This is a genomic window from Paracidovorax konjaci (assembly GCF_900112675.1).
GTDB classification, from domain to species: Bacteria; Pseudomonadota; Gammaproteobacteria; order Burkholderiales; family Burkholderiaceae_C; genus Paracidovorax; species Paracidovorax konjaci.
In genome coordinates this window covers 275,054-300,619 of sequence record NZ_FOMQ01000006.1, presented here as the reverse complement: position 1 = coordinate 300,619, position 25,566 = coordinate 275,054, and the positions used below count along the sequence as shown (strand labels likewise).

Sequence of the window (25,566 nt, the reverse complement as noted above, 5' to 3'; positions counted from 1 at the left end):
GCGCGCGGGGCGGCGCGCATCCGTCGCGCCACGTAGGCACCGCGGGTGGCATTTCGTAAGGGACAACCCTCTCGGTATTTACCCGGAGCGACCGGCCGACGCGGCCAGCACGCAGCGGTGCGCGCTCAGCGGCCGGCGTCGAACCCGTTCGCGTGCTCGACCGCGTAGCGGATCAGCTCGGCCAGGCTGCCCAGCTCCAGGCGCCGCCGGATGTTCTGCCGGTGGGCCTCCACCGTGCGCACACTCAGGCCCAGTTCGGCGGCGATCTGCTTGCTCGATGCGCCACGGCCCAGGGCGGCGAGGATCTCGCTCTCGCGGGGTGTGAGCAGCGGCTTGGGCGCCTGGTTGCGAAAGAGCCGCTGGGAGACGGCCGGGCTCAGGAAGGTCCCGCCGGCCGCCACCGCTTCCAGCGCCGCGACCAGTTCGGAGGCGGGCGCATCCTTGAGCACATAGCCGCGCGCGCCCACCTGCAGGGCCCGCTGCACGTATTCGGGGTTGTCGTACATGCTCAGCATGAGCACCCGCAGGTCGGGATGGCGCGCCAGCAGCCGTGCGGCGAAGTCCAGGCCGTTCACGTCCTTCATGCCGACATCCATGAGGACCACGCCGGGCGCGAGCCGGGCCAGCGGTGCCTCGGCCTCGGCCGCGCCGGAGGCCTCGCCGACCACGTCCACCCAGTCGAGGCTGCCCAGGCGGGCGCGCAGCCCGTCGCGCACGAGCGCGTGGTCGTCCACGAGGAAGAGTCGGACGGGGCGGTCCAGCGGGGCGAAGGCGGCGGTCATGCGGAAGGCATCCTATCGCCTGGCACCTCCGCCACGACGCGCGTGCCCCCGGGGCCGGAGCGCACCTGCAGGCGGCCACCGATGGCTTCCATGCGTTCATGCATGTTGCGCAGCCCGATGCCGCGGTGCGGATCGTGCTGCAGCGCGGCCGGGTCGAAGCCGCGGCCGTCGTCGCGCACCTCCAGCTGCACGCCCCCGCCCACGCATTCGAGCGTCACATGCACGTTCCGCGCATGGGCATGCTTGCGCACGTTGGTGAGCGCTTCCTGCGCCACGCGGAACAGCGCGGTGGTCACGTCCCGGGGCAGCGGCTGCGGCGGCTGGGCCACGTCCGCGGCGGCGGCCACGGGGCCGTGCTCGCCGAACGCGCGTGCCAAGTGCTCCAGCGCCGCGGGCAGGCCCAGCGTGTCCAGCAGCGCGGGCCGCAGTTCGTGCGAGAGGCGCCGCACCTCGCCGAGCGCTTCGTTCAGGTGCTGCAGCGCGGTGCCCAGGGTGGCGGGCGCCGGGCGCTCGCGCTCGATGTCTTCCACGGCCGATTCGATGAGCAGCTTGGCGGAAACCAGCGTCTGGCTGGTGCCGTCGTGCAGCTCGCGCGCCAGGTGGCCGCGCTCCTCCTCCTGCGACTGCACCACGCGCCGCGCGAGCAGGCGCATGCGCGCCTCCGCCGTGCGGTGCTCGCTGAGGTTGAGCAGCAGCCCGCAGGCGCTGATCGCCCCGAGCCCCAGCGCCGCGAAGCCCGCGATCCACCACATGGTGGCGCCCACGTTGGCGCCCACTTGGCGCTCCAGGCCGGCCTGCGTGGCTTCGATGTCGTCGAGGTACAGGCCCGTGCCGACCATCCAGTTCCAGTGCGGCAGCGCGATCACGTAGCCCAGCTTGGGCGCGAGACGGCCGCCGCCGGACGGCTTGGGCCAGGCGTATTCCACGAAGCCGCCGCCCGCGTTCGCCCGCTCGATCAGTTGCTGGATCGTAGGCCGCCCCTGCGGATCGCGCAGGTCCCAGAGCAGCTGCCCCACGAGTTCGGGCTGGCGCGAATGCATGAGGGAGCGGCCCTGCAGGTCGTAGACGAAAAAATAGCCGTCGCTGCCGTAGTCCAGCGCGGCCAGCCGGCGCATGGCCTCTTCGCGCAGCTGCGGGTCGTCCCGCCCGCTCTCGTAGAGGGGGCGCACCGTGCTCACGGCCAGCTCCACGTAGCTGCGCAGCTCGCTGCGGCGCTGCTCCAGGTACGACTGCTCCACCAGGGCCCGCTCGCGCTGCGCGAGGTCGTGGGCCTGGTAGCGCACCACGGCCGTCACCAGGGCCAGCGTGATGAGCAGCGGCACCACGGCCAGCGCCACGATCTTCGTGCGCAGGCGCGCCGCGGCGTCGGCGCCCTGGCCGCCCTGCGGCGGTGCGCCCGCTGCGCCTGCCGTGGCCCCGAAGGGCGGTGATGCCTTGTCTGTCGCCATGCGCTTTTGTCCGAATCCATTCCCGGGCCGGGGCGGTCAGCCCGCCGGACCCGGCGATCCACTAAAATCCGCGGTCCTCCGGACCTTTCCCGCCCCAGCGCCGCCGCACGTGCCGCGGCGCCCGCGCGGGCCAGGAGGCGCGCCGCCGGCCTGCCTTCCCTCCACCGCACGGACCCGATTGTCCCCCGCTTCCATGACCGCCCTGCCCCAAGACACCGACTGGACCGCCGACGCCGCGCGCCCCGCACAGGCCAAGATCGAGCGCGAGGCGCACAAGCTGGAAAAGCGCCTGTGCCGCGAGACGGGCCGCGCCATCGTGGACTACCGCATGATCGAAGAAGGCGACAAGGTCATGGTGTGCATGTCCGGCGGCAAGGACAGCTACACCCTGCTGGACATCCTCATCAAGCTGCAAAAGCGCGCCCCCATCCATTTCGACCTGGTGGCCGTGAACCTCGACCAGAAGCAGCCCGGCTTCCCGGAACACATCCTGCCCGAATACCTGAAATCCACGGGCGTGCCGTTCCACATCGAGAACCAGGACACCTACAGCATCGTCCGCCGCGTGGTGCCCGAGGGCAAGACCACCTGCGGCCTGTGCAGCCGGCTGCGCCGCGGCATCCTCTACCGCGTGGCCGACGAACTGGGCTGCACCAAGATCGCGCTGGGCCACCACCGCGACGACATCCTGCAGACGCTGCTGCTCAACATGTTCTTCGGCGGCAAGCTGAAGGCCATGCCCCCGAAGCTCGTCAGCGATGACGGCCGCCACGTGGTGATCCGCCCGCTGGCCTACGTGACCGAGAAGGACACCACGCGCTGGGCTCAGCAGCAACAGTTCCCGATCATTCCGTGCAACCTCTGCGGCAGCCAGGAGAACCTGCAGCGCAAGCAGGTCGGCGAGATGCTGCGCGACTGGGACAAGCGCTTCCCCGGCCGCGTGGACAACATGTTCAATGCCCTGCAGAACATCGTCCCCTCCCACCTGCTCGATGGAACGCTGCACGACTTCCAGCATCTGAAGGCCACGGGCACCCCCAGCGAAGACGGCGACAAGGCTTTCGACACCGAGGAGTTCCCGGCGGCGCCTGCCCTGCCGGGCCTGCAGGTGGTGCAGATCTCCTGACACTCCGCGGCCCTCCGAGCGACCCGTGAAGCCCATCCCTTCGAACCGGATTCCAGGAGACCGCCCATGAACGCCACCCCCGCCGGATTCCCCCGGTACCTGCGCTGCCTCTGGCTGCTGCTTGCCGCCGCCCTGCTGGCGGGCTGTGCCACCACCCGCACGGTGGACAGCACCGTGTCCACCTTCTCCACGCTGCCCGGACTGCCGTCGCCGCCCACCTACCGGCTGGAGCGCCTGCCCTCGCAGCAGGCGTACGCCGCGCAGTTCGCGCCCATCGAGGCGCTGGCCCAGCAGTCGCTCGCGCGCGTGGGCCTGCAGCGCGACGACGCCAACGCCCGGCTGGTGCTGCAGATCGGTGCCAGCGCCAGCACCACATGGCCCTCTTCCTGGCCTTACTACGGCGCTGCCTACCCCGGTTGGGGTTGGGGGCTCGGCTGGGGCGGCCGCGGCGGCTGGGGATGGGGCGTGGGCGGCAGCTGGATGGTGGACCGCCCCCCGACGCTCTACCGGCGCGAGGCCAGCCTGGTGCTGCGCGATGCCGGCACGCAGCAGATCGTCTACGAAACCTCCGCGGTGTACGAAGACATCCGGGCCGACGACCCGGCCATCTTCGGCATCCTCTTCGACGCGGCCCTCACCGGATTCCCGCAGCCGCCGGCCGGGCCGCGGCAGGTCCGCACCACGCTCACTCCGGTGCCCTGACGGCCGGACGCCCCACCCTCCCCCATGGACGCCACCCGCATCATCGCCATCCGCCACGGAGAGACCGCCTGGAACGTGGACACGCGCATCCAGGGCCACCTCGACATCCCCCTCAACGACACGGGCCTCTGGCAGGCGCGGCAGTTGGGGCAGGCCCTGGCGGACGAGCCGGTGGCGGCCATCTACGCCAGCGACCTGCTGCGTGCCCGCGCCACGGCCCAGGCCGTGGCCGATGCCACGGGTGCGCCCCTGGCTACCGACACCCGGCTGCGCGAGCGCGCCTTCGGGCAGATGGAGGGCCGCACCTTCCGCGAGATCGAGGCCGAGCTGCCCGAGCAGGCCCGCCGCTGGCGGCAGCGCGACCCGCATTTCGAGCCCGAGGGCGGCGAATCGCTCATCGCCTTCCGCGAGCGCATCACGCAGGCCACCCATGCCATCGCCCGCAACCACCCCGGCGAGCTGATCGCGCTGGTGGCGCACGGCGGCGTGATGGACGTGCTCTACCGTGCCGCGACAGGCCAGGAACTGCAGGCCCCGCGCACGTGGCTCCTGGCCAACGCGGCCATCAACCGACTCCTCTGGACCGAAGACGGGCTCACCCTGGTGGGATGGGCCGACACGCAGCACCTCGAAGACGCCTCCCGCGATGAAAAACATGCCTGACCCCGCCACCGCACTGCACGCCACCATCGGCCAGCGCGTGGACCTGATCGACACCCCCGCGCCCGTCGTGGACCTCGATGCCATGGACCGCAACATCCAGCGCATGGCCGACTTCGCGCGCAAGCACCAGGTGCGCTGGCGCCCGCACGCGAAGATGCACAAGTGCGCCGAGCTGGCGCTGCGGCTGCAGCAGTCCGGTGCCGGTGGCGCCTGCGTGCAGAAGGTCTCCGAGGCCGAGGCGCTCGCCGCCGGCGGCGTGACCGACATCTACATCAGCAACGAAGTCATCGCGCCGGCCAAGCTGGCGCGGGTGGCGCGCCTGGCGCAGCAGCTGGCCGTGCGCGGCGGCCGCCTGGCCATCGCGGTCGACAGCCTGGAGGGCATCACGCGCCTGGCCGAGGCCATGGAGAGCGCGATGAGCGATGCCGGCATCGACGTGTTCGTGGAGATCGATGTGGGGCAGGGCCGCTGCGGCGTGCTGCCGGGCGAGCCCGCGGTGGCCCTCGCCCAGGCGGTCACCCAGCATGCGCGGCTGCATTTCGCGGGGCTGCATGCCTACCATGGCCGGGCCCAGCATCTGCGCGGCGCCGCCGAGCGGCGCGAGGCCATCGCCGTGGCCGTGCTGGCCGCGCGCGCCACGCGCGACGCCCTGCTGGTAGCCGGGTTGCCCGTGCCGCTGGTCACCGGCGCCGGCACGGGCACGCTGGTACACGAAGCAGCGAGCGGCATCTACGGCGAACTGCAGGCGGGCTCGTTCCTCTTCATGGATGCCGACTACGCCTCCAACGAACGCGAGCCCGCGCAGCCCGCGTTCGAGCATGCGCTGTTCATCAAGACCCAGGTGATCTCGTGCCGTGACACGCATGCCGTCTGCGACGCAGGCCACAAGAGCCACGCCATCGATTCCGGGCTGCCCCAGGTGGCCTTCCTGCCGCCCGACCGGGCGCTGCGCTACGCCAATGGCGGCGACGAACATGGCCTGCTTTTCACCGACAGCCCCAAGGCGCGGTTGCCGTCCATCGGCCGCATGCTCTGGCTGATTCCGGGGCACTGCGACCCGACGGTGAACCTGCATGGCCACCTCATCGGCGTGCGCGGCGGGCTGGCCCACGGGGTGGTGGAGCGCATCCTGCGCGTGGACGCGCGCGGCGCGCTCACCTGACGGGGCGCCGGGCCCGCCGGGCCGCGGCACCCCCCGGTGACGTCAGTCCGGACGGGGCGGGAACAGCCCCTGCACGCAGATGATGAAACTCACCGTCAGCGAAGGCTGGATGGTGTTCATCGTGCCGGACACCGCCACCGGCAGGGTCAGCGGCTGCTGCGCCGTGGCGGGCACCGTGACGGCTGCGTCGAACGGCTTGAGGTTCGCATTGGCCGCGTCGCTGGTGTAGATCTTGGCGCCGAAGTTGCTGCCCGTGCCCTTGTCCTGCACGACCGCGGGACCGGGCGTGTCGGTGATGTTCGCGGCCGTCGGGGCGTTGTTCGCCGGAATCTGCAGGGACACCTTGCCGTTCACCGCCGGCAGCTGGTTGGCCGAGAGCATGCCCGCGGCCGTGCCGGTGATCACCACGGGGTGCGATGCCGCACCCGTTGCCCCGGGGGCCTGCGTTACCGAGGCGAGCCCCATCGGTACGCGGTTGCGCAGGTCAGGGAGCTGGAAGGTGGTGCGGCCGTCGCCCCCGTAGCGGGTGCCCAGGATCGCGAAGAGCGCCGGGTTCTGCGTGATGTTGAGCAGCGAGCCGTCGCACAGCGCCCATCCGCGCGGCACGAAGCTTGCGGTCCACAGGAGGATCGTGCCGATATAGCATTCATCCATCGTTTTCTCCTTCGCTTCAGGGACGGTCCGGGTACAGGCCCAGCAGGCAGATGATGAAGTTCACCGTCATGGAAGGCTGGATGGTGCTCACCGTGCCGGACACCGAAACCGGCAGCGACAGCGGCTGCTGCGCCGAGGTCTGGGCGATCGTGACGGGCGCGTCGAAGGGCTTGAGGTTGGTGTTCGCGGCATCGCTCGTGTAGATTTTCGCGCTGAAGTTGCCGGCCACGCCCTTGGCCAGCACACCGGTGGGGCCCGGGACGTCGGTCAGGTTCGCGGCGACCGGTGCGTTGTTCGCGGGAATCGACACGGATGCCTTGCCGCTCAGCGGGGGCAGCTGGTTGGCCGCGATCATGCCGGTCACCGCGCCCCCCAAGGTCAGGGTCTGGGAGGCCGCGCCCGTGGCGCCCGGCGCCTGCGAGGCCACCTGCAGGCCCATCGGCACGCGGTTGCGCAGGTCCGGCAGGTTGAACGTGGTGCGGGCGTCGCCGCCATAGCGCACCCCGATGAGCGAGTACAGCGCCTGGTAGTCCATGATCTTGAGCTGCGTGCCGTCGCACAGCGCCCAGTTCCGGGGCACCCAGCTGCCCCCCCACATCAGAATTGTGCCGATATACGCTTCATCCATGATTCACCTCTCACGTCGTTGAATGTCTGTCGTCTGCGCCGCCACGGAGCGGTGAACGGCGCGAAGGGGCCACGCACGGATGGCTGAAGAAGCAGCTTGCAAGCATCTGCCGCACGTCACCCATGCACGGCCCGGGAATGGCATCGCCTGGCGGTCCGGAAGCCGCCAGCCAGTTGTGTGAACCCAGTTGCGGCGGTCGATGGAAAACCCGCGCGCCCGATGCATCGGGATGCGCCCAGGCACCAGCCCACCTCCGGCGCGTCAACGAACGCGCCAGGGGCCGTCTGGGCCGGGACGGATCGCCTCGCACCGGCGCGCTCCACGCACCGCGCGCGCTGCGGCGAAACGCCGGCCGCTCAGGCGCGGGACGGGAAGATGCCCTGCACGCAGATGATGTAGTTCATCTGCAGCGACGGCTGGATGGTGCTCACGGACACGGGCACGCTCACCTGGACGGGAAGGGGCTGCGCGCTGGAGCCCGTGCCGGTGATGGTCACAGGGGCGTTGAACGGCTTGAGGGTCGTGTTCGCGGCATCCGTGCTGTAGATCTTGGCCGGGAAGTTGCCGGCCGCGCCCTTGGCCTGCACCAGCGTCACACCGGGGGTGTCGCTGAGGTTGGCCGCAGTGGGTGCGCTGGACACGGGGATGGCCACGCTGGCGGTGGCGGAGAGCGGCGGCAGGTTGGCGGCACCGATGGTCACGGCACCCGCGCCCACGGCATTGACCTGGGCGGTGGCGGCACCGGTGACAGCCGGGGGCTGGACCACCGAGGTGGTGCCCATCGGCACACGGTTGCGCAGGTCGGGCAGGTTGAAGGTGTTCACGCCATCGCCGCCGAAGCGCGTGCCCAGCAGCGCAAACAGGGCCTGGTTCTGATTGATGCTCAGTGCGGTGCCATCGCACAGGGCCCAGCCCTGCGGAATGAACGGCACGGCCCAAAGAATGACTTGCCCGAGATAACCTTCCATTGCAATTCCCTCTCAAAAAACTGTTGATACGTCGCCGCACCAGAGGGGAGGTTGACAGCCCCGCAAGCACTGGCCGAGAGAAGTAAACAACAGAAACAAGAAGTCACCACCCTAGTGTTTACCCTGATGGACTTGGCCGCGAGAATAGAAAACGCCAATGAACTGAACCGTGGGCGAACAATGTGCCTACTGCCTCGAAGGTGCAGGCCATTCCCCTCCCCGCGGGGCCTCCGGAAACGCCCGGAAAACCGACCCGGGGGGCCGTGCGGTCAGCCTGCGGCGCCGCCGAAGAGGTCGGTATGCTGGCGCGTGGGCGCCACGCCCAGGTGCCGGAAAGCCGCCAGGGTGGCGATGCGGCCGCGCGGCGTGCGCTGCAGGTAGCCCTGCTGGATGAGGTAGGGCTCGATCACGTCTTCGATGGTGCCGGGCTCCTCGCCGATGCTCGCGGCGATGTTGTCCAGCCCCACCGGCCCGCCGTCGAAACGGTGGATGACGGCTTCGAGCAATTTGCGGTCCATGACGTCGAAGCCCTGCGGGTCCACGTCCAGCATGGCCAGGGCGCGCTGGGCGATGTCCTCGGTGATGTGGCCGTCGCCCTTCACGTCGGCGTAGTCGCGCACGCGGCGCAGCAGGCGGTTGGCGATGCGGGGCGTGCCGCGCGAGCGGCGGGCGATCTCGAAGCCGCCCTCCGCGTCGATGGGCGCATTGAGCAGGCCGGCGCTGCGCATCACGATGCGCGCCAGTTCCTGCGGGGTGTAGAACTCCAGCCGCGCGACGATGCCGAAGCGGTCGCGCAGCGGGTTGGTGAGCATGCCCGCCCGCGTGGTGGCGCCCACCAGCGTGAAGGGCTGCAGGTCGAGCTTGATGCTGCGCGCGGCCGGCCCTTCGCCGATCATGATGTCGATCTGGTAGTCCTCCAGCGCGGGGTAGAGGATTTCCTCCACCACGGGCGAGAGGCGGTGGATCTCGTCGATGAAGAGGACGTCGTTGCGCTCCAGGTTGGTGAGCAGCGCCGCGAGGTCCTTGGGTTTTTCGAGCACCGGGCCGCTGGTCTGCCGCAGATTCACCCCCAGTTCGGCCGCGATGATGTGGCTGAGCGTGGTCTTGCCCAGGCCCGGCGGCCCGAAGAGCAGGACGTGGTCCAGCGCTTCCTCGCGCTTGCGCGCCGCGCCGATGAAGATCTCCAGCTGCTCGCGCGCCTTGGCCTGGCCCACGTACTCCTGCAGCGCCTTGGGCCGCAGCGCGCGCTCCAGCGCCTCCTCCTGCGGGGAGCTGGGGGCGGCGGACACCACGCGCTTGGGCGGTGCGGGCACGAAATCGTCGGTCTGGATGCTCATGGGCGCGCGGCTGCGGAAAAGTGCATGGGAGGCGGGGCCGGTCAGTTGGTCCAGGCGTAGTACACCGCGCCCTCGTACTGGAAGACCGGGTAGGTGGCGATCACGAAATCGCGCTCGCCCTGGCTGATCGTGTAGAAGTGCGTGCCCGTGCTCCGGTTGAAGAAGCGGTACATGGCGGTGGCACCGTTGCCTGCGGCCGTCTGCGCGTACCACGCGGGGCCCTCATACTGGAACGCGGGGTAAGTAGCCCGCACGAAATCGCGCTCGCCCGCGTCGATCGTGTAGAAGTGCGCGCCGTTGCCCGTGTTGAAGAAGCGGTACACCGCGCTCTGGCCGGCCGTGGCGTTGGCATACGCATAGAAGGCCACGCCCTCATAGCTGAAGGCCGGGTAGGTCTGCTGCACGAAATCGCGCTCGGCGGCGTTCGACGTGTAGAAATGCGCGCCCGTGCTGCCGTTGAAGAAGCGGTAGATCGCGGCGCGCCCGCTGGCGCTGGCGGCCGGCGAGAGCCACTGCTGCAGCGCGGCGTTGTAGGCCACGTCGAAGCGGCCGTAATAGTCGGAGCCGGTGCGCGCGGTGCAGGTGACGCTGCCGCCATAGAGCGTGCCCACCAGCGCGCCGTTCACGAAGACGCCCGAGCCGCTGCTGCCGCCCTCGGTCACGCCCTGGGTCCAGTTCACGCGGTAGTAGTTGCCCGACGTTCCGCTGCAGGAGAAGGTGGTGCTGGAGCCGGTCAGGGCGCTGCAGGAGCTCAGCGCGGCGATGTTGCCGAACGCGATTTTCTGCAGGTCGCCGCGCGGGTGGTGGATGCCCGCCGCCGCCGTGCCCAGGGCCTGGGAACCGGCGTTCCAGGCGGCGAACACCGCGCCGGCCGGCGGCGTTTCGTTCAGGCGCAGGAACAGCGTGTCGGAATTGGTGCTGGCGTACAGCAGCGTGGCACCACCGTTGCGGGCCACGGTGCTGGCCGACAGGGTCCGGCTGTTGCAGCTAGGCGAGCGGTAGAACCAGTCTGTGCGCAGCGTGGAGGCCACCGTCTGCGTGGAGAAGCAGTGGTTGGCCGAGATGAAGTACGGCGTGCGGCTGCCGTCGCGGTCGTTCAGCAGCGTGCCAGTGCACACGTAGGCGTTGCCATCGTCGCGCACGAAGACCATGCGCGCCACGGCGTTGCGCTGGCTGGCGTAGTCGTCATAGCAGGTGGAGTCCAGGTTGCAGGAGCCGGACTCGTTGATCTTCACCTGCTCGGCTTCCTCGGCCGTCGGCAGCGAGAGGTCGGCATAGATGTGCGAGAGGCGCGGGACCGAGACCTGCAGCGCGCCGGCAGGCGTGCCGGGCGGCAGCTCGATCTCCAGCGTGGCTTCGTTGCCCCCGGTGTCGGGCGTCCACCACGTGTGCGCCGCATCGGACGTGTCGCCGGAGGCGACGTTGCGGTCGATGGACTGCAGCACTTCCTGCCCCGATATCTCGAGCACCGCCGACGGGCTCGCCTGGCTGTAGACGCGCAGCATCGCACCGCCCGGCAGCGCCTTCACCAGCACGCCCAGGCGCAGGCCATGCGCATCCTCGGCGGCAAAGCTGATCGCCGCCACCAGCCCGCCGGCCGGCGTGGCCGTCCAGCGCAGGCGCTGGGCCGTGCCGGCGACCGTGTCGGTGTCGCCCACCTGGCGCACGCTCCCGATCTGGCGCGCGCCAGGCCCCGAGGCCGCGGCGGCATCCTTCTGCTGGACCAGCGGGCCCAGCGCCACGCGCGCGGGCACCACCGCGGCGCGCGCGGCCATGTCCTTCACCCGCACCGTGTCCTGCACGGCGTCGGCGGGCTGCTGGAGCGACGCCACCTGGGTGACCACCGCCCGCGCCTGGGCCGCCGCCGGCGCGGCCGAGGCCGCCTGTGCGGCATCGCTGCCGCCGCCACCACCGCAGGCCGCCAGAAGCGCTGCCGCCCCCAGCAGGACCATCGACCGAATCCCCGTTGTGCCGAATGTCATGGATCGTTTCCCCGTCATTGCATTTTTCGGGCGGGCACCCCGCACCGCCCTTGCCGACTACTGTGCCACGGCGCGGTGAAAGCACGCCGGGCACGCCCCTGGATGCCCGCCCGTGGCGCGCGCTGCGGCACAGCCGCCGCCGCGCGCGCCCGGCCGGGCCCTGTCATTTCGCCAGCGCCTTGAGCGCCAGCTTGATCCCCTCGCTCACCCCCACGTCCTTCGGCAGGGCCTTGAGCGCGGCGGCGGCTTCCTTGTCGTTGTAGCCCAGCGCGAGCAGGGCCTGCAGGATGTCAGCCTGCGCGTCGCTCGCGGCCTCGGGCCGCACGCCGATGTCGGCGCCGAGCTTGCCCTTGAGTTCCAGCAGCAGGCGCTCGGCCGTCTTCTTGCCGATGCCGGGCACCTTCACGAGGCGGCCGGCCTCCTGCAGCGACACCGCCTGCGCCAGGTCGTCCACCCCCATGCCCGAGAGGATGGAGAGCGCCGTGCGCGGCCCCACGCCCGAGATCTTGATGAGTTCGCGGAACGCCTGACGCTCCGGCGCGCTGCCGAAGCCGTAGAGCAGCTGCGCGTCTTCGCGCACGATGAACTGCGTGAGCAGCTGCACGCGCTCGCCCACGGCGGGCAGGTTGTAGAAGGTGCTCATGGGCACCTGCACCTCGTAGCCCACGCCGTGGCAGTCCACCAGCACCTCGGGCGGGTTTTTCTCCAGCAGCATGCCGGTGAGTTTGCCTATCATCGTTGTCCTGTTTCTGTCCCACGTCTGTCCAACCGGAATTATCCGCGTGATCCTGCGCCACACCTTCTCCCCACTCAACAACACCCGGCTCGCGCACCTGTGCGGCCCGGCCGACGCCCACCTGCGCACCATCGAGGCCGCCCTCTCCGTGGGCATCGCGCACCGGCACGAGCAGTTCAAGGTGGACGGCCCGAAGGCGCGCGCGACCCAGGCGATGGAGCTGCTGCAGGCGATCTACGAGATCGCGGACCGCCCCGTGAGCGAAGAGAACGTGCAGCTCATGCTGGCCGGCGACGGGTCCATGCGCGAGGCGCCGGAAGGCGCCGCCGTGCTGGCCACGCGCCGCGCCGACCTGCGCGCGCGCACGCCCACGCAGGGCGTGTACCTGGACAACATCGCCAGCCACGACATCACCTTCGGCATCGGCCCGGCCGGCACCGGCAAGACCTACCTGGCCGTGGCCTGCGCCGTCGATGCGCTGGAGCGCAGCGCCGTGCAGCGCATCGTGCTCACGCGCCCGGCCGTGGAAGCCGGCGAGCGCCTGGGCTTCCTGCCGGGCGACCTCGCGCAGAAGGTCGATCCCTACCTGCGGCCGCTCTACGACGCGCTCTACGAGCTGATGGGCTACGAGCGCGTGATGAAGGCGTTCGAGCGCAACGCGCTCGAGATCGCGCCGCTCGCCTTCATGCGCGGGCGCACGCTCAACAATGCCTTCGTGATCCTCGACGAGGCGCAGAACACCACGCCCGAGCAGATGAAGATGTTCCTCACGCGGATTGGCTTCGGCGCCCGCGCCGTGGTGACCGGCGACGTGAGCCAGATCGACCTGCCCAAGGGCGCGATGAGCGGGCTCATCGACGCCGAGCGCGTGCTCAAGCGCGTGAAGGGCATCGCCGTGACGCGCTTCACCAGCGCCGACGTGGTGCGCCACCCGCTCGTCGCGCGCATCGTGGACGCCTACGACGCGCAGCGCAGCAGCCGGTCCGGCGCGGCATGACGCCTTCCGTTTGCTATGCTTTCAATAGCAAACTATTCAATGAATCCGACGGTATGAAGCCCAAATGGCCCTGAACCAGCTTTCCCTTTCCCTGCAGTTCGCCCGGTTCGCCGGGGTGCAGGCCCACCGCGACGCCCTGCCCCGCCATGCCGTGGCCCGCTGGATCCGCCACGCGCTCGCCACCGACGCCGAGATCACCGTGCGCATCGTCGATGCCGACGAGGGCCAGGCGCTCAACCGCGAGTACCGCCAGAAGGACTACGCCACCAACGTGCTCACCTTCGACTACGCGCAGGAGCCCGTGGTGGCGGCCGACCTCGTGCTCTGCGCCCCCGTGGTCGAGCGCGAGGCGCGCGAGCAGAACAAGGACCTGCGCGAGCACTACGCCCACCTGCTCGTGCACGGCACGCTGCACGCCCAGGGCTGGGACCACGAGACCAGCGCCGAGGACGCCGACGAGATGGAGGCCTACGAGACGGCCATCCTGCAGGAACTGGGGTTCCCGGACCCGTACGCGGACTGAAGGCGCAGACCCGCAGGCCCGGGGGCCCCTCTGCGCCGGCATCCAGGGTGTTTCATGCCCCATGCCGCCGTATCCATTCGATAGTTTGCTATGTTTTTGGTAGCAAATCGGCTGCCGGCTTCGGCTCGATCCGCAGCGGGATCGTCACCGGCCCGTCGTTGACCAGATGCACCTGCATCTCGGCCGCGAAGCGGCCGGTGGCCACCTGCGGGTGCAGCGCGCGGGCGCGGGCCACGAAATGGTCGTAGAGGCGCCGGCCCTCGTCGGGCGCGGCCGCCTGGGTGAAGCTCGGGCGGTTGCCGCCGCGCGTATCGGCCGCCAGCGTGAACTGGCTCACCAGCAGCAGGCCGCCGCCGATGTCCTGCACGCTGCGGTTCATCTTGCCGGCCTCGTCCTGGAAGATGCGCAGCTTGAGCAGCTTGTCCAGCAGGCGGTCGGCCTCGGCCTCGCTGTCGCCGCGCTCGGCGCACACCAGCACGAGCAGGCCCGCGCCGATGCGGCCCGCGATCTCGCCATCGATCTCCACGCGCGCCTCGCGCACGCGCTGCAGCACGCTCATCATGTCCGGGAGTCCTGGTGGTTGGGGGGATGCCGTGGCCCTGGGCGGGGCCGTGTTCGCTGGTGTGTGCGCTTTCGCTCCCGCCGCCGGGCCCGTCTTCCGCCATGGGGGTGGCCACGGCCTCCATGCCGGTGGGCAGCAGTTCGATGGTGGCGCGCAGGCCGGGCACGGCACCCACCAGCGCGTGCTCCACGGCGGCCCGCAGACGCGCGGCCTCCGAGAGGCTCCAGTCGCCGGGGACGTGCAGGTGCAGCGCCACATGGCGGCGCTGGCCCGCGCGGCGCGTGGCCACATGGTCGAAGCGCACGCGGGGCTGCCGCCGTGCGAAAGCCGCCAGCGCGCCGTCGATGGCCGCGCGCTCGGTGGGCTCCAGCGCCTCGTCCATGAGGCCCTGCGAGGCCCGCCAGACGAGCCGCCCGCCCTCGCGCGCGATGTTCAGCGCCACCAGGATGGCCACCGCCGGGTCGAGCCAGAGCCAGCCCGTGGCCATCACGCCCAGAATGCCCACCACCACGCCGGCCGAGGTCCACACGTCGGTGAGCAGGTGCCGCGCATCGCCCTCCAGCGCCGCCGAGCGGTACACGCGCGCCGAGCGCAGCATGAGCCAGGCGAGCAGGCCATTGAGCGCCGAGCTGGCCACCGACAGCGCCAGCCCCCAGCCCAGCTGCGAGATGGGAGCGGGCGCGAACAGGCGGTGCACCGACGCCCAGAGGATCGCCAGCGCCGCGCCCAGCACCAGGATGCCCTCGAAGCCCGACGAGAAATACTCCGCCTTGTGGTGGCCGAACGGGTGGCCGCCGTCGGCCGGGCGCTGCGCCACCGTGACCATCATCAGCGCGAAGACCGCGCCCGCCAGGTTCACGAACGACTCCAGCGCATCCGACAGCAGCCCCACCGAACCGGTGAGGTACCAGGCCGATCCCTTGAGGAAGATGGTGACCACCGCCACGGCGACGGAGATCCACAGCAGCGTGCGCGGCGGCAGCGGCGTCATGCGCAGCCCTCCACGGCCCAGCGGCGGGCAGGGCAGGCACGGCAGGTGGTGACGAGACAGCGGGCGGATCGGGCGGAGTGGGTCGGGGGCATGGCCGGCGCGGAAGAGTCTGCGGCGATTCTGCCCCACGGGCACCCGGGGCCGGTGCCGGGAACCCGCGCCGCGCGGCCCCGTCAGACGCGGTCAGGCATAGAGCGACGCGGCGCGGCGCGCGGCGGCGTCGGCCGCGGCCTCGCCGAGCGCGGTCACCACGGGGTCCCACACCGCCGCATAGGCCGGCTGCGCCCCTTCGGCAAAGGAGGTGTGCGGCCAGTCGGAGCCCCACACCACGCGCTCGGGCAGGCAGCGCGCCACGCGCTCGATATGCGGCCCCAGCAGGCCGTAGGGCAGCGGCGCGCGCAGGCGGTACCAGCCCGAGAGCTTGACCCAGGCGCCCAGCCCCGCCAGCCGTTCGAGGTGGCCCCAGGCGGCATCGCCGGCCGGCAGCTCCGCGTGCAGGCCGGCCAGGTGGTCGAGCACGCAGCCCACCCCGCTGCCCGCGTGCCAGGCCGCGATGCGCTCCAGGTGTTCTGGCGCGGCGTACCACTGCACGTGCCAGCCGCGCTCGCGCAGCCGCGGCGCCAGCGCATCCAGGTCCGCGGGGCCGTTGCCCACGGGCGAGACGAGGTTGAAGCGGATGCCGCGCACGCCCAGCGCGTGCATGCGGTCCAGCTCCGCGTCGCCGATGCCCGGGTCCACCACGGCGATCCCGCGGTGCACGCCGGGGCGCTCGGCCAGCGCGCGCAGCATCACCGCGTTGTCGGTGCCATAGACGCTCGGCTGCACCAGCACCAGGCGGCCCACGCCGTGCGCCGCCGCCAGCGCCTCGATGCGCGCGAGCGGCTGGTGCGCGGGGCGGTAGTGCCCTGGCTGCGTGGGCGCCGCGCCGTCGAACACGTGCACGTGCGCATCCCAGCGTGCCGGCATGCCCGCCGATGGCGTTGCGGCAGAGGAATCCGCCATGCGCGTCAGCCCACGGAGATGTTGCGCTCGCGGACCACCTTGGCCCACTGCGCCTGCTGGGCCTGGATGAACCTGCCGGCGCTGGCCTGCGAGGCATCGGAGAACACGTCGCCGCCCAGGGCGCGCACGCGGGACAGCACTTCGGGATCGGCCAGCGCCTTGCGGATGGCGCCCACCAGCAGCACGCGCGTCTCGGGCGGCAGGCCGGCCGGGGCCATCACGGGGTTCCACTCCAGCACCTCGTACTGCTTCACGCCGGCCTCGGCCATGGTGGGCACGTCGGGCAGCGAGCGCGCCCGCAGCGGCGCCGTCACGGCCAGCGCCCGCAGCTTGCCCGACTGGATGTGCCCCAGCGCCGACGCCACGTTGGCGAAGAACAGCGGAACCTGCCCGCCCATCACGTCGTTCATGGCCGGGCCGCCGCCGCGGTAGGGGATGTGCACCAGGTTCACGCCCGCGCGCTCCTCGAACAGCGCGCCCGCGAGGTGCTGCGCCGAGCCGTTGCCCGACGACGCGTAGGCGATGTTGCCCGGCTTCTCCCGCGCCATGCGGATCACGTCCTCCACCGTGCGCGCGGGAAAGCCCGCGGAACACACGAGCACGTTCGGGAAGGTGGCCAGCACCGCCAGCGGCGTGAACGCCTTCTGGGTGTCGTAGGCCATCTTGGGGTAGAGCGACGGGTTCACCGCGAACGACGAAGCGTCCAGCAGCAGCGTGGTGCCGTCCGGCACGGCGCGCGCCACGAACGCACCGGCGATCTGGCCGCTCGCGCCGGGCTTGTTGTCCACCACCACGCCCTGGCCCAGCGCCTCGCCCAGGCGCGGCGCGAGGATGCGGGCCATCAGGTCGGCGCCGCCGCCGGCAGGGTAGGAGACCACCAGCGTGACCGGGCGGCCGCCCGCGACCGGTGTGGCCGCACGGGCCGCCCCTGCGGCCGCAGACAGGGCCGCGGCCGCGGTGCCCAGCACGAAGCCGCGGCGCGAGAGGAAAGTGCTGCCGGGCAGGCGCATCGGTTCGGTCATGGGAAGAACTCCTTCAGGTCAGGGTGACGGTGTAGTGGAAGGCGTGCGCATCGCCGCGCGTGGCGCGCCATTCGATGCAGCGGCCGGCCAGGTCCATGGCACGGCGCGTGACGAGCGCGCAGGGGTGGCCCGCCTGCAGCTCCAGCGCGCGCGCCTGCGGAGCGGTGAGCGTGCCGAAGCCGATGTCGTCGATGGCGCGCTGCACGCGCACGCCGAAGCGGCTCGCATAGAACGGGTAGAGCAGATCGCCCCAGGTGCGCGGGTCGTCCTGCTCCAGCGCGCCGAACAGGTCCAGCGGCAGCCAGATCTGCTCCAGCAGGCAGGGCTCGCCATCGACCAGGCGCAGGCGCTGCAGGCGCAGCGCGCTCTCGCCCGCGGCCAGCCCCAGCGCCTGGGCCGCGGCGGGCGGTGGGGCCGCGCGCTGGCGCGAGAGGATGCGCGAGGTGGGCTCCTGGCCCTGCGCCTCGCCGAAGCGGAAGAACCGCAGCATCGATGCGCCCGCGATGCCATTGCGCACGAAGGTGCCGCGCCCATGGATGCGCTCGATCAGCCCCTGCTCCACCAGCAGCTCCAGCGCGCGCCGCAGCGTGCCCAGCGCCACGCCGTGCTCCGCGGCCAGCGCCTGCTCGGCCGGCAGCGCCGCGCCGGGTGGCCATTCGCCGCGCACCACGCGGTGGCGCAAGGCCTCGGCCAACGCCGCATAGCGCGCCAGCCCGGGGCGCTCGGCCTCGGCAGCCAGGGCAATCACTTTCGGCATCAGATCTACTCCTCTAGATGACTTTGGAGTCTAGCCGAGCGCGCGGCGCAGATGGCCGGAAAGCAGGGCCCTCTCCGGGAAAGTCCTGAGAACGTGTTCACGATCTCCCGGGGGTCGCGCAGTGGAGTGTGCGGGATGGGATGCAAGGCGCGGTGCGCCGCCAATAGCTCGGCTATTGGCAAGCGCCGCAACGCCGCAGACCGCCCGCACACTCCACTGCCCTTCGGGTTGGAGCGAAATCGGGCGATTGGACGCCCCGGCTGCTTGCATGGGCACAGGCCCATGCGGCGCATCCGAAGCATCCACTCATCCCGATTGCGCTCCAACGCGACCCCTGCGAGATCGTGAACACGTTCTGAGGCCGGGCAGCGCCCCGCCGAGGCGGCCGGGCCCGTTCAGCCGCGCGGCATGCGCCCGCCCAGGCACGGCCGGCGCACCACCACCGCCGCCAGCGGCGGCAGTGCGCGGCACCGCGTCACTCGTCGTCTTCGACCAGCCGCGCCTTCACGGTCTTGCCCTTCACGCGGCCGGCCGAGAGGCGCTGCGCCACCTGGCGTGCGATGCCGCGCTCCACGGCCACATAGGTGGAGAACTCGTTCACGTTGATCTTGCCCACCTGCTCGCGCGTGAAGCCCATCTCGCCCGTGAGCGCGCCTAGCACGTCGCCGGCGCGGATTTTTTCCTTGCGCCCGCCGACGATCTGGATGGTGGCCATCGGCGGCACCAGCGGCCCGCCGGGCGCGGGGGCCAGCTCGGCCAGCGGGAACCACTCCGACGGGCGGCCCTGCAGCACCTCGATCATGCCCACGTTGCCCATCTCGGGCAGGCTCGCGAGGCTGAGCGCCAGGCCTTCGGCGTCGGCGCGGCCCGTGCGGCCGATGCGGTGGATGTGCACCTCCGGGTCGGGCGTCACGTCCACGTTGACCACGGCCTGCAGCTGCGCGATGTCGATGCCGCGCGCGGCCACGTCGGTGGCCACCAGCACGCTGCAACTGCGGTTGGCGAACTGCACCAGCACCTGGTCGCGCTCGCGCTGCTCCAGCTCGCCGTAGAGCGCCAGCGCGCTGAAGCCCTGCGCGCGCAGCACCTGCACCAGGTCGCGGCACTGCTGCTTGGTGTTGCAGAAGGCGATGGTGGACTCGGGCCGGAAATGGTTCAGCAGCTGCGAGACGGCATGCAGGCGCTGGCGCTCCTCCACCTCGTACCAGCGCTGCACGATCTTGGCCGCGCCGTGCTGGGCCTGCACGGCGATGCGCTGGGGCTCCTTCATGAACTGCCGCGCGATGCGCTCGATGCCCTCGGGGTAGGTGGCCGAGAACAGCAGCGTCTGCCGCGCGGCCGGGCAGCGGCGCGCCACCTGGGCGATGTCGTCGAAGAAGCCCATGTCGAGCATGCGGTCGGCCTCGTCGAGCACGAAGGTGCCGAGCGCGTCGAGCGAGAGCGTGCCGCGCTCCAGGTGGTCCATCACGCGGCCGGGGGTGCCCACGACCACGTGCGCGCCGTGCTCCAGGCTCGCGGCCTGCCCGCGCAGCGGCACGCCGCCGCACAGCGTGACCACCTTGATGTTTTCCTGCGCGCGGGCCAGGCGGCGGATCTCGGCCGTGACCTGGTCGGCCAGTTCGCGCGTGGGGCACAGCACCAGCGCCTGCACCGCGAAGCGGCGCGGGTTCAGGCGCTCCAGCAGGGCGAGGCCGAAGGCCGCCGTCTTGCCGCTGCCGGTGCTGGCCTGGGCGATCAGGTCGCGGCCCAGCAGGGCGGGCGGCAGGCTGGCCGCCTGGATGGGCGTCATGCGGTCATAGCCGAGCTGCCGCAGGTTGGCCAGCGATTCGGGGGCGAGCCCGAGCGCGTCGAAACCGGCGGGCGCGGCCGAAGCGGCGGCCTGGGAGGGGGAAGAGGATTGCATGGGCGCGATTATCCCGGCCCGGCCGCCGCGGCCACTGCCACGCGGGGCGTGGACAATACGCCCATGGCCCAGATACCCGAATTCACCGAGCCCACCTTCCACACCGACCCCGCCGACGCCCTGGCCCAGGTGCAGCGCATCTACCAGCAGCAGATCGGCCACCTGCGCGAGGCCATGCAGCGCTTCGTGTCGGGCGAGACGCCGAACGGCCATGTGCGGGCCTTCTACCCCTTCGTGCGGGTGCAGACCAGCACCGTGGCGCGCGCGGCCACGCAGCTCGCCTACGGCTTCGTCGAAGGCCCCGGCCGCTACGAGACCACGCTCACCCGGCCCGACCTGTTCGCGCGCTACTACGCCGAGCAGTTCCGCCTGCTGCGCGCCAGCCACAACGTCGAACTGGAGGTGGGCATCAGCAACCAGCCCATCCCGATCCACTTCTCGTTCGCCGAGCACGACCACATCGAGGGATCGCTCTCCGCCCAGCGCCGCATGCTCATGCGCGACGTGTTCGACCTGCCCGACCTGGCCGCCATGGACGACGGCATCGCCAACGGCACCTGGAGCCCGCGCCCGGGCGAGGCGCAGCCGCTGTCGCTCTTCACCGCGCCGCGCGTGGACTATTCGCTGCACCGTCTGCGCCACTACACGGGCACGGCGCCCGAGTGGTTCCAGAACTTCGTGCTGTTCACCAACTACCAGTTCTACATCGACGAATTCGTGCGCCTGGGCCATGCCGAGATGGCCAGGCCCGACAGCGAATACATCGCCTTCATCGAGCCCGGCAACGTCGTCACGCGCCGCACGGGCCTGCCTCCGCAGGCCGGCGACGAACTCGGCCTGCCGCCCCCCCGGCTGCCGCAGATGCCCGCCTACCACCTGGTGCGCGCGGACCGCAGCGGCACCACCATGGTCAACATCGGCGTGGGGCCGTCCAACGCCAAGACCATCACCGACCACATCGCCGTGCTGCGCCCGCATGCCTGGATGATGCTGGGCCACTGCGCGGGCCTGCGCAACAGCCAGCAACTGGGCGACTACGTGCTGGCCCACGCCTACGTGCGCGAGGACCACGTGCTCGACGAGGAACTGCCGCTGTGGGTGCCCATCCCGGCGCTGGCCGAGATCCAGCTCGCGCTGCAGCAGGCCGTGGCCGACGTCACCCAGGTGCCCGAGGCCGACCTCAAGCGCTTCATGCGCACCGGCACCGTGGCCAGCACCGACAACCGCAACTGGGAGCTGCTGCCCGACAACATGCCCCAGCGCCGCTTCAGCCAGAGCCGCGCCGTGGCGCTGGACATGGAAAGCGCCACCATCGCGGCCAACGGCTTCCGCTTCCGCGTGCCCTACGGCACCCTGCTGTGCGTGTCCGACAAGCCCCTGCACGGCGAGATCAAGCTGCCCGGCATGGCCAACCACTTCTACCGCGAGCGCGTGGACCAGCACCTGCGCATCGGCATGCGCGCCATCGACATCCTGCGCGCGGGCGGCGTGAGCCGGCTGCACAGCCGCAAGCTGCGCAGCTTCGCGGAAGTGGCTTTCCAATAACCCCAGCGGCGCGCGGCCGCACCGTTGGTGCGCGCCCCCGCCCCGCACACCCGCCCGGCCCCATGGCGCTGGATTTCGTCACGCTGCTGGCCGTCACGGCCACCAACCTGCTCATGCTCTCGCTGGCGCTGCCGCTCATCATGGGCCGCGGCGTGAGCCGGGCCGCGCGCTGCGCGCAGGCCAGCATCGGGCTGCAGGCGCTGTCGTGGGCGGCCATCATCGCCTCCTCGCATGCCTGGGACCGGGCGCTCTCCACGCTTTCCATCGCCTGCACGGCCGCGGCCCAGTGGGCACTGTTCGCGGCGCTGTCCGAATGGCTGGGGCCGCGCCCCGGACGACGCTGGCTGCCCTGGCTGGCGGCCGCGATCCCGCTGGGCTACACGCTCGGGTTCGGGCACTACGCCTTCCGCGTGGGCTGGTCCAACCTGCTGCTGGCCGTGCTGATCGCCACCGTGGCCCGCGCCACCCTCGCGCCGCTGCGGCCCTCGCCGCTGCGCTGGCGGCTGCTGCTGTGCGCCTGCCTGGTCACCATGGCCGGCTTCACCGCGGCGCGCGGCGTGCTGGGCGCTTTCACCGATGCCTACCCGAGCTTTCGCACGCCCCATCCGGTGAACATCGGCGCCGCCCTCGCGGCCAACGTCACGCTGGTGCTCGGCATGGTCGCGCTGCTCGTGGCCTGGCGCACCGAAGCCGAGGAAAAGCTGCGCGCCCTGGCCACCACCGATGCGCTCACGGCCCTGCTGAACCGCCGCGGCTTCGACAGCCAGGGCCGCGCGATGCTCGCCCATGCGCTGCGCCAGCGCCAGCCGCTCACCGCGCTCATGGTGGACGTGGACCATTTCAAGCAGGTCAACGATGCGCACGGCCATGCCGCGGGCGACCGTGCGCTGGTGCTGTTCGCGCGGCTGCTGCGCGAGACGGCGCGCGCCAGCGACATCGTGGCGCGCATGGGCGGCGAGGAGTTCGGCGTGCTGCTCTCGCACGAACCCGGCGTGGACGCGGCCTGGCATTTCGACCGCCGCCTGCGGGCACGCCTGGCCGCCGAAGGCCCCGAGACCCTGGGTTTCACCATCGGCTACAGCGCGGGCGCCACCACGCTGGATTGGCACGCGCCCACGCCTGCCGCCACCCACCTGTCGGACGTGATGGCGCGCGCCGACGCCGCCCTGTACGAAGCCAAGCGCCGCGGGCGCGGGTGCCTGTGCCGGCTGGACGCGCCGGACGCATGACCCTGGCGGGGTGGACAGGCCCCCGGCGACCTCAGGCCGCCGCGGCCGCCGGCAGTTTCTTCTTGAACAGCCCCAGTGCCAGCGCCGTCACCACCGAGCCGGCCGCGATCGCGGCCGCGTAGAGCAGCACGTGGTTGACCGCGTTCGGGATGGCCAGCACGAAGACGCCGCCGTGCGGCGCCTGCAGGCCGATGTTCCAGGCCATCGAGAGGCCGCCCGCCACGGCCGAGCCCAGCACGCAGGCCGGGATCACGCGCAGCGGATCGCGCGCCACGAAGGGGATGGCGCCTTCGGTGATGAAGGCCAGCCCCAGCACGGCCGAGGCCTTGGAGGCCTCGCGCTCCTCGGCCGAGAAGCGGGTCCGGAACAGCCAGCAGGCGATGGCGATGCCCAGTGGCGGCGTCATGCCGGCCGCCATGGTGGCGGCCATGGGGTTGGCCACGCCGCTCGCGATGAGCGTGGTCGAGAACACGTAGGCCGCCTTGTTGACCGGCCCGCCCATGTCCACGGCCATCATGCCGCCGAGCACGATGCCCAGCAGCACCGCGCTGCCGGTCTGCAGGCCCTTGAGCCATTCGGTAAGCGCGCCCATCACCGCGGCCATGGGCGTGCCGATCACCATCATCATGAGCACGCCCACGATGGCCGCGCCCAGCAGCGGCAGGATGAGCACGGGCTTGAGGCCCTCCAGCCCGCGCGGCAGCCGGATGAAGCGGTTGAGCCAGTGCACCGCATAGCCTGCGATGAACCCCGCCGCGATGGCGCCCAGGAAGCCCGCGCCCACGGTGCCCGCGAGCAGGCCGCCGATCATGCCGGGCGCGATGCCGGGCCGGTCGGCGATGGAGTAGGCGATGTAGCCCGCCAGCGCCGGCAGCATGAGCGCGAAGCCCGCCTTGGCGCCCACCTGGAACAGCACCCAGCCGAGCGTGCCCTTGTGCGCGTCGTCGTACACGTAGATGCCGCCGAGCGCGAAGGCCAGCGCGATCAGCAGGCCGCCCGCCACCACGAAGGGCAGCATGAACGACACGCCCGTCATCAGGTGCTTGTAGGCGCCTGCGGCTTCGCGCCGCGCGGGTGCAGGGGCCGCCGCCGCGTCGGTGGCGGTGCGGCCGCCCCAGACGGCGGCGCTCGCGCGCGCCTCGGCGATCACGGCGGCCGCGTCGTGGATGGCGGCCTTGGTGCCCGTGGCGTGCAGCCGCTTGCCCGCGAAGCGGTCGCGGTTGACCTGGGTGTCGGCCGCGATCACGACGAGGTCGGCCGCGGCGATGTCTTCGGGCGTGAGCGCGTTCTGCGCGCCCACGGAGCCCTGCGTCTCCACCTTGATCGCATGGCCCAGCGCGCGGGCGCCCTGCTCCAGCGCCTCGGCCGCCATGAAGGTGTGCGCCACGCCCGTGGGGCAGGAGGTGATGGCGACGATGCGCAGCGGCCCGCCGGACGCCCCGCCCGCACCGGTGGAGGGGGCCGGGGCAGCCGCATTCGCGGGCACGGCGGCCGGCCCGCCCGCGCGCGCCAGCGCGCCGCGCACCACGCGCTCCGCATCGGCCAGCACGTCGGCCGGGGAGGCCTCGTGCACGGGCGCGGTGGCGGTGCCCAGCAGGTCCTGGCGGTCCACCGCCATGTCGGCGGCGACGATGACCACCGCGGCGCCCGCCAGTTCGGTGTCGCTGAATCCGCCCTGCGTGCCCAGGCTGCTGTGCACGCTGAGCGCGATGCGGTGGCCGAGCGCCCCTGCGGCGGCGCGCAGCGCTTCGGCCACCAGGAAGCTGTGCGCCGGGCCGGAGCGGCTGGCGGCGATGGCGATGAGTTGGGCCATGGGAATGTCTCCTGTGTTGCTTTACAGCGGCGTGGCCGCGATGGCGGCCGCCAGCGCATCGACCTCGGCGCGCGGCGGCAGGCCCGGCGCGATGCGCTGGATGCGCGCGGCCGCGCAGGCCATGCCGAAGGTGGCGGCGCCGGGCATGGCCTGCCCCCGCGACAGGGCGGCGAGCGTGCCGGCCACGAGCGCATCGCCCGCGCCCACCGTGGTGGCGACGGGCACGCGCGGCGCGGCGGCATGCCAGCAGCCGGTGGCGGTGGCGATCACCGCGCCCTCGCCGCCCAGCGACACGGCCACCTGCCGCACGCCGTGGTCGCGGCAGAGTGCGCGCGCGGCACCGGCCACATCGGCGAGCGTGGGCAGCGCGCGGCCGGCCAGCTCTTCCAGTTCGGCCCGGTTGGGTTTGATGAAGGCCACCGGCACCACGGCGCCCCGCGCCGGGTCGGCCAGCGCGCGCAGCAGTTGCCCGAGCACCGCGCCGCCCGTGTCGATGGCCAGGTGCGCGCCGCGCGCGGCCAGGGCGCGCGCCAGGCGCTCCCACACCGCCGCATCGGCGCCGGGCGGCAGGCTGCCGGCCAGCTCGCACCAGTCGCCCGCGCGCACCTGCGCCTGCAGCCGCGCGCACAGGTCGGCCTCGGCACGCGCCAGGGCTTCGGGCTCCAGCGCCAGGCCCGGCAGGTTGATGTCGGTGGAGTCGCCGCGCCCGGCATCGGCGATCTTGATGTTGGTGCGCGTGGCGCCCGGCAGGCGCAGCATGCCGTCGGCGATGCCGCGCGCGGCGAAGGCGGCGGCGAACACGGCATCGTTGTCCGCGCCCAGCCAACCGGTGGCCGTGGCGGGCACACCCAGCGCCGCCAGCACGGCCGCCACGCCCACGCCCTTGCCGCCGGCCTCCACCTGCTGGCCCAGAGCGCGGTGCACGCTGCCCGGCACCAGCGCAGGCACGCGCACCGTGTGGTCGATGGCCGGGTTGAGCGTGACGGTGAAGACGCGCGGGATGGATGGCTCAGCCATGGCACACCTCCGCAAGA

23 protein-coding genes and 1 pseudogene are annotated in these 25,566 nt (G+C 71.8%); 8 read left to right on the top strand and 16 right to left on the bottom strand.

Translation table 11 applies throughout. The features are described 5' to 3' along the window. Positions 1–125: 125 nt before the first annotated feature. Both BM144_RS11730 and BM144_RS11725 read right to left on the bottom strand, forming a co-directional pair. Positions 126–782 carry a response regulator gene (locus tag BM144_RS11730; RefSeq protein ID WP_092952371.1) on the bottom strand — a complete coding sequence of 219 codons (657 nt, stop codon included), beginning with the start codon at positions 780–782 and terminating at the stop codon, positions 126–128. After that, positions 779–2,230, bottom strand: coding sequence for a cache domain-containing protein (locus BM144_RS11725; protein ID WP_245783631.1), 1,452 nt, complete (start codon positions 2,228–2,230; stop codon positions 779–781). Before BM144_RS11725 ends, BM144_RS11730 begins: the two co-directional genes overlap by 4 nt. Positions 2,231–2,423: 193 nt before the next feature. Here BM144_RS11725 and ttcA point away from each other — a divergent pair, with 193 nt between their 5' ends. The 4 genes from ttcA to BM144_RS11705 all read left to right on the top strand — a co-directional run bounded on the left by ttcA (position 2,424) and on the right by BM144_RS11705 (position 5,883). Next, entirely contained in the window at positions 2,424–3,356 is a 933-nt protein-coding gene (gene ttcA, locus BM144_RS11720; protein ID WP_092952369.1) for a tRNA 2-thiocytidine(32) synthetase TtcA, read from the top strand. 66 nt (positions 3,357–3,422) lie between these two features. After that, entirely contained in the window at positions 3,423–4,058 is a 636-nt protein-coding gene (locus BM144_RS11715) for a DUF4136 domain-containing protein (protein WP_092952367.1), read from the top strand. Positions 4,059–4,082: 24 nt separating this feature from the next. Then, positions 4,083–4,721: a histidine phosphatase family protein gene (locus tag BM144_RS11710; protein WP_092952365.1), complete on the top strand. Its 639-nt coding sequence runs from the start codon at positions 4,083–4,085 to the stop codon at positions 4,719–4,721. Beyond that, on the top strand, positions 4,705–5,883 hold the full coding sequence (locus BM144_RS11705; RefSeq protein WP_092952363.1) for a DSD1 family PLP-dependent enzyme: 1,179 nt from the start codon (positions 4,705–4,707) through the stop codon (positions 5,881–5,883). Before BM144_RS11710 ends, BM144_RS11705 begins: the two co-directional genes overlap by 17 nt. A gap of 42 nt (positions 5,884–5,925) precedes the next feature. Here BM144_RS11705 and BM144_RS11700 read toward each other — a convergent pair whose 3' ends face one another. The 6 genes from BM144_RS11700 to ruvA all read right to left on the bottom strand — a co-directional run bounded on the left by BM144_RS11700 (position 5,926) and on the right by ruvA (position 12,188). Continuing rightward, the gene (locus tag BM144_RS11700) at positions 5,926–6,537 is read right to left on the bottom strand and encodes a phage tail protein (protein WP_092952361.1); all 612 of its coding nucleotides are present in this window, start codon (positions 6,535–6,537) and stop codon (positions 5,926–5,928) included. A gap of 16 nt (positions 6,538–6,553) precedes the next feature. Continuing rightward, the gene (locus BM144_RS11695; protein WP_092952359.1) at positions 6,554–7,165 is read right to left on the bottom strand and encodes a phage tail protein; all 612 of its coding nucleotides are present in this window, start codon (positions 7,163–7,165) and stop codon (positions 6,554–6,556) included. A gap of 356 nt (positions 7,166–7,521) precedes the next feature. After that, entirely contained in the window at positions 7,522–8,133 is a 612-nt protein-coding gene (locus BM144_RS11690) for a phage tail protein (RefSeq protein WP_092952357.1), read from the bottom strand. Positions 8,134–8,402: 269 nt separating this feature from the next. After that, complete coding sequence (gene ruvB, locus BM144_RS11685; protein WP_092952355.1) at positions 8,403–9,470, bottom strand: Holliday junction branch migration DNA helicase RuvB; 1,068 nt, start codon at positions 9,468–9,470, stop codon at positions 8,403–8,405. 41 nt (positions 9,471–9,511) lie between these two features. Further along, the gene (locus tag BM144_RS11680; protein WP_092952353.1) at positions 9,512–11,452 is read right to left on the bottom strand and encodes a trypsin-like peptidase domain-containing protein; all 1,941 of its coding nucleotides are present in this window, start codon (positions 11,450–11,452) and stop codon (positions 9,512–9,514) included. A gap of 163 nt (positions 11,453–11,615) precedes the next feature. Continuing rightward, positions 11,616–12,188 (bottom strand): Holliday junction branch migration protein RuvA, encoded by a 573-nt coding sequence (gene ruvA / locus BM144_RS11675; protein ID WP_092952351.1) that lies wholly within the window; start codon positions 12,186–12,188, stop codon positions 11,616–11,618. A 46-nt stretch (positions 12,189–12,234) separates the two neighbouring features. Here ruvA and BM144_RS11670 point away from each other — a divergent pair, with 46 nt between their 5' ends. Together BM144_RS11670 and ybeY are read left to right on the top strand one after the other, a co-directional pair. Then, positions 12,235–13,185: a PhoH family protein gene (locus BM144_RS11670; protein WP_092952349.1), complete on the top strand. Its 951-nt coding sequence runs from the start codon at positions 12,235–12,237 to the stop codon at positions 13,183–13,185. Between the two features lie 64 nt (positions 13,186–13,249). Continuing rightward, positions 13,250–13,708 (top strand): rRNA maturation RNase YbeY, encoded by a 459-nt coding sequence (gene ybeY, locus BM144_RS11665; RefSeq protein ID WP_092952347.1) that lies wholly within the window; start codon positions 13,250–13,252, stop codon positions 13,706–13,708. A gap of 88 nt (positions 13,709–13,796) precedes the next feature. Here the strand turns inward: ybeY and dtd are convergent, their stop codons facing one another. The 6 genes and pseudogenes from dtd to dbpA all read right to left on the bottom strand — a co-directional run bounded on the left by dtd (position 13,797) and on the right by dbpA (position 19,945). Next, positions 13,797–14,270 (bottom strand): D-aminoacyl-tRNA deacylase, encoded by a 474-nt coding sequence (dtd, locus tag BM144_RS11660; RefSeq protein WP_092952345.1) that lies wholly within the window; start codon positions 14,268–14,270, stop codon positions 13,797–13,799. 91 nt (positions 14,271–14,361) lie between these two features. Beyond that, positions 14,362–15,261: pseudogene (locus BM144_RS11655) on the bottom strand (cation diffusion facilitator family transporter); the annotation flags it as partial. Positions 15,262–15,444: 183 nt separating this feature from the next. Next, a complete protein-coding gene (locus tag BM144_RS11650; protein ID WP_092952343.1) occupies positions 15,445–16,263 on the bottom strand; it encodes an amidohydrolase family protein in 819 nt (272 codons plus the stop codon). Between the two features lie 5 nt (positions 16,264–16,268). Beyond that, on the bottom strand, positions 16,269–17,285 hold the full coding sequence (locus tag BM144_RS11645; RefSeq protein WP_092952341.1) for a tripartite tricarboxylate transporter substrate binding protein: 1,017 nt from the start codon (positions 17,283–17,285) through the stop codon (positions 16,269–16,271). A 13-nt stretch (positions 17,286–17,298) separates the two neighbouring features. Next, a complete protein-coding gene (locus tag BM144_RS11640; protein WP_092952339.1) occupies positions 17,299–18,042 on the bottom strand; it encodes a GntR family transcriptional regulator in 744 nt (247 codons plus the stop codon). A 475-nt stretch (positions 18,043–18,517) separates the two neighbouring features. Next, a complete protein-coding gene (gene dbpA / locus BM144_RS11630; protein ID WP_092952337.1) occupies positions 18,518–19,945 on the bottom strand; it encodes an ATP-dependent RNA helicase DbpA in 1,428 nt (475 codons plus the stop codon). Positions 19,946–20,008: 63 nt separating this feature from the next. Here dbpA and BM144_RS11625 point away from each other — a divergent pair, with 63 nt between their 5' ends. Further along, a complete protein-coding gene (locus BM144_RS11625; protein WP_092952335.1) occupies positions 20,009–21,490 on the top strand; it encodes an AMP nucleosidase in 1,482 nt (493 codons plus the stop codon). A gap of 62 nt (positions 21,491–21,552) precedes the next feature. After that, positions 21,553–22,719, top strand: coding sequence for a GGDEF domain-containing protein (locus tag BM144_RS11620; RefSeq protein ID WP_092952333.1), 1,167 nt, complete (start codon positions 21,553–21,555; stop codon positions 22,717–22,719). 31 nt (positions 22,720–22,750) lie between these two features. Here the strand turns inward: BM144_RS11620 and BM144_RS11615 are convergent, their stop codons facing one another. Next, a complete protein-coding gene (locus BM144_RS11615; protein ID WP_092952331.1) occupies positions 22,751–24,532 on the bottom strand; it encodes a PTS fructose transporter subunit IIC in 1,782 nt (593 codons plus the stop codon). A gap of 21 nt (positions 24,533–24,553) precedes the next feature. Beyond that, the gene (locus BM144_RS11610) at positions 24,554–25,549 is read right to left on the bottom strand and encodes a 1-phosphofructokinase family hexose kinase (RefSeq protein ID WP_092952329.1); all 996 of its coding nucleotides are present in this window, start codon (positions 25,547–25,549) and stop codon (positions 24,554–24,556) included. Positions 25,550–25,566: the final 17 nt, after the last annotated feature.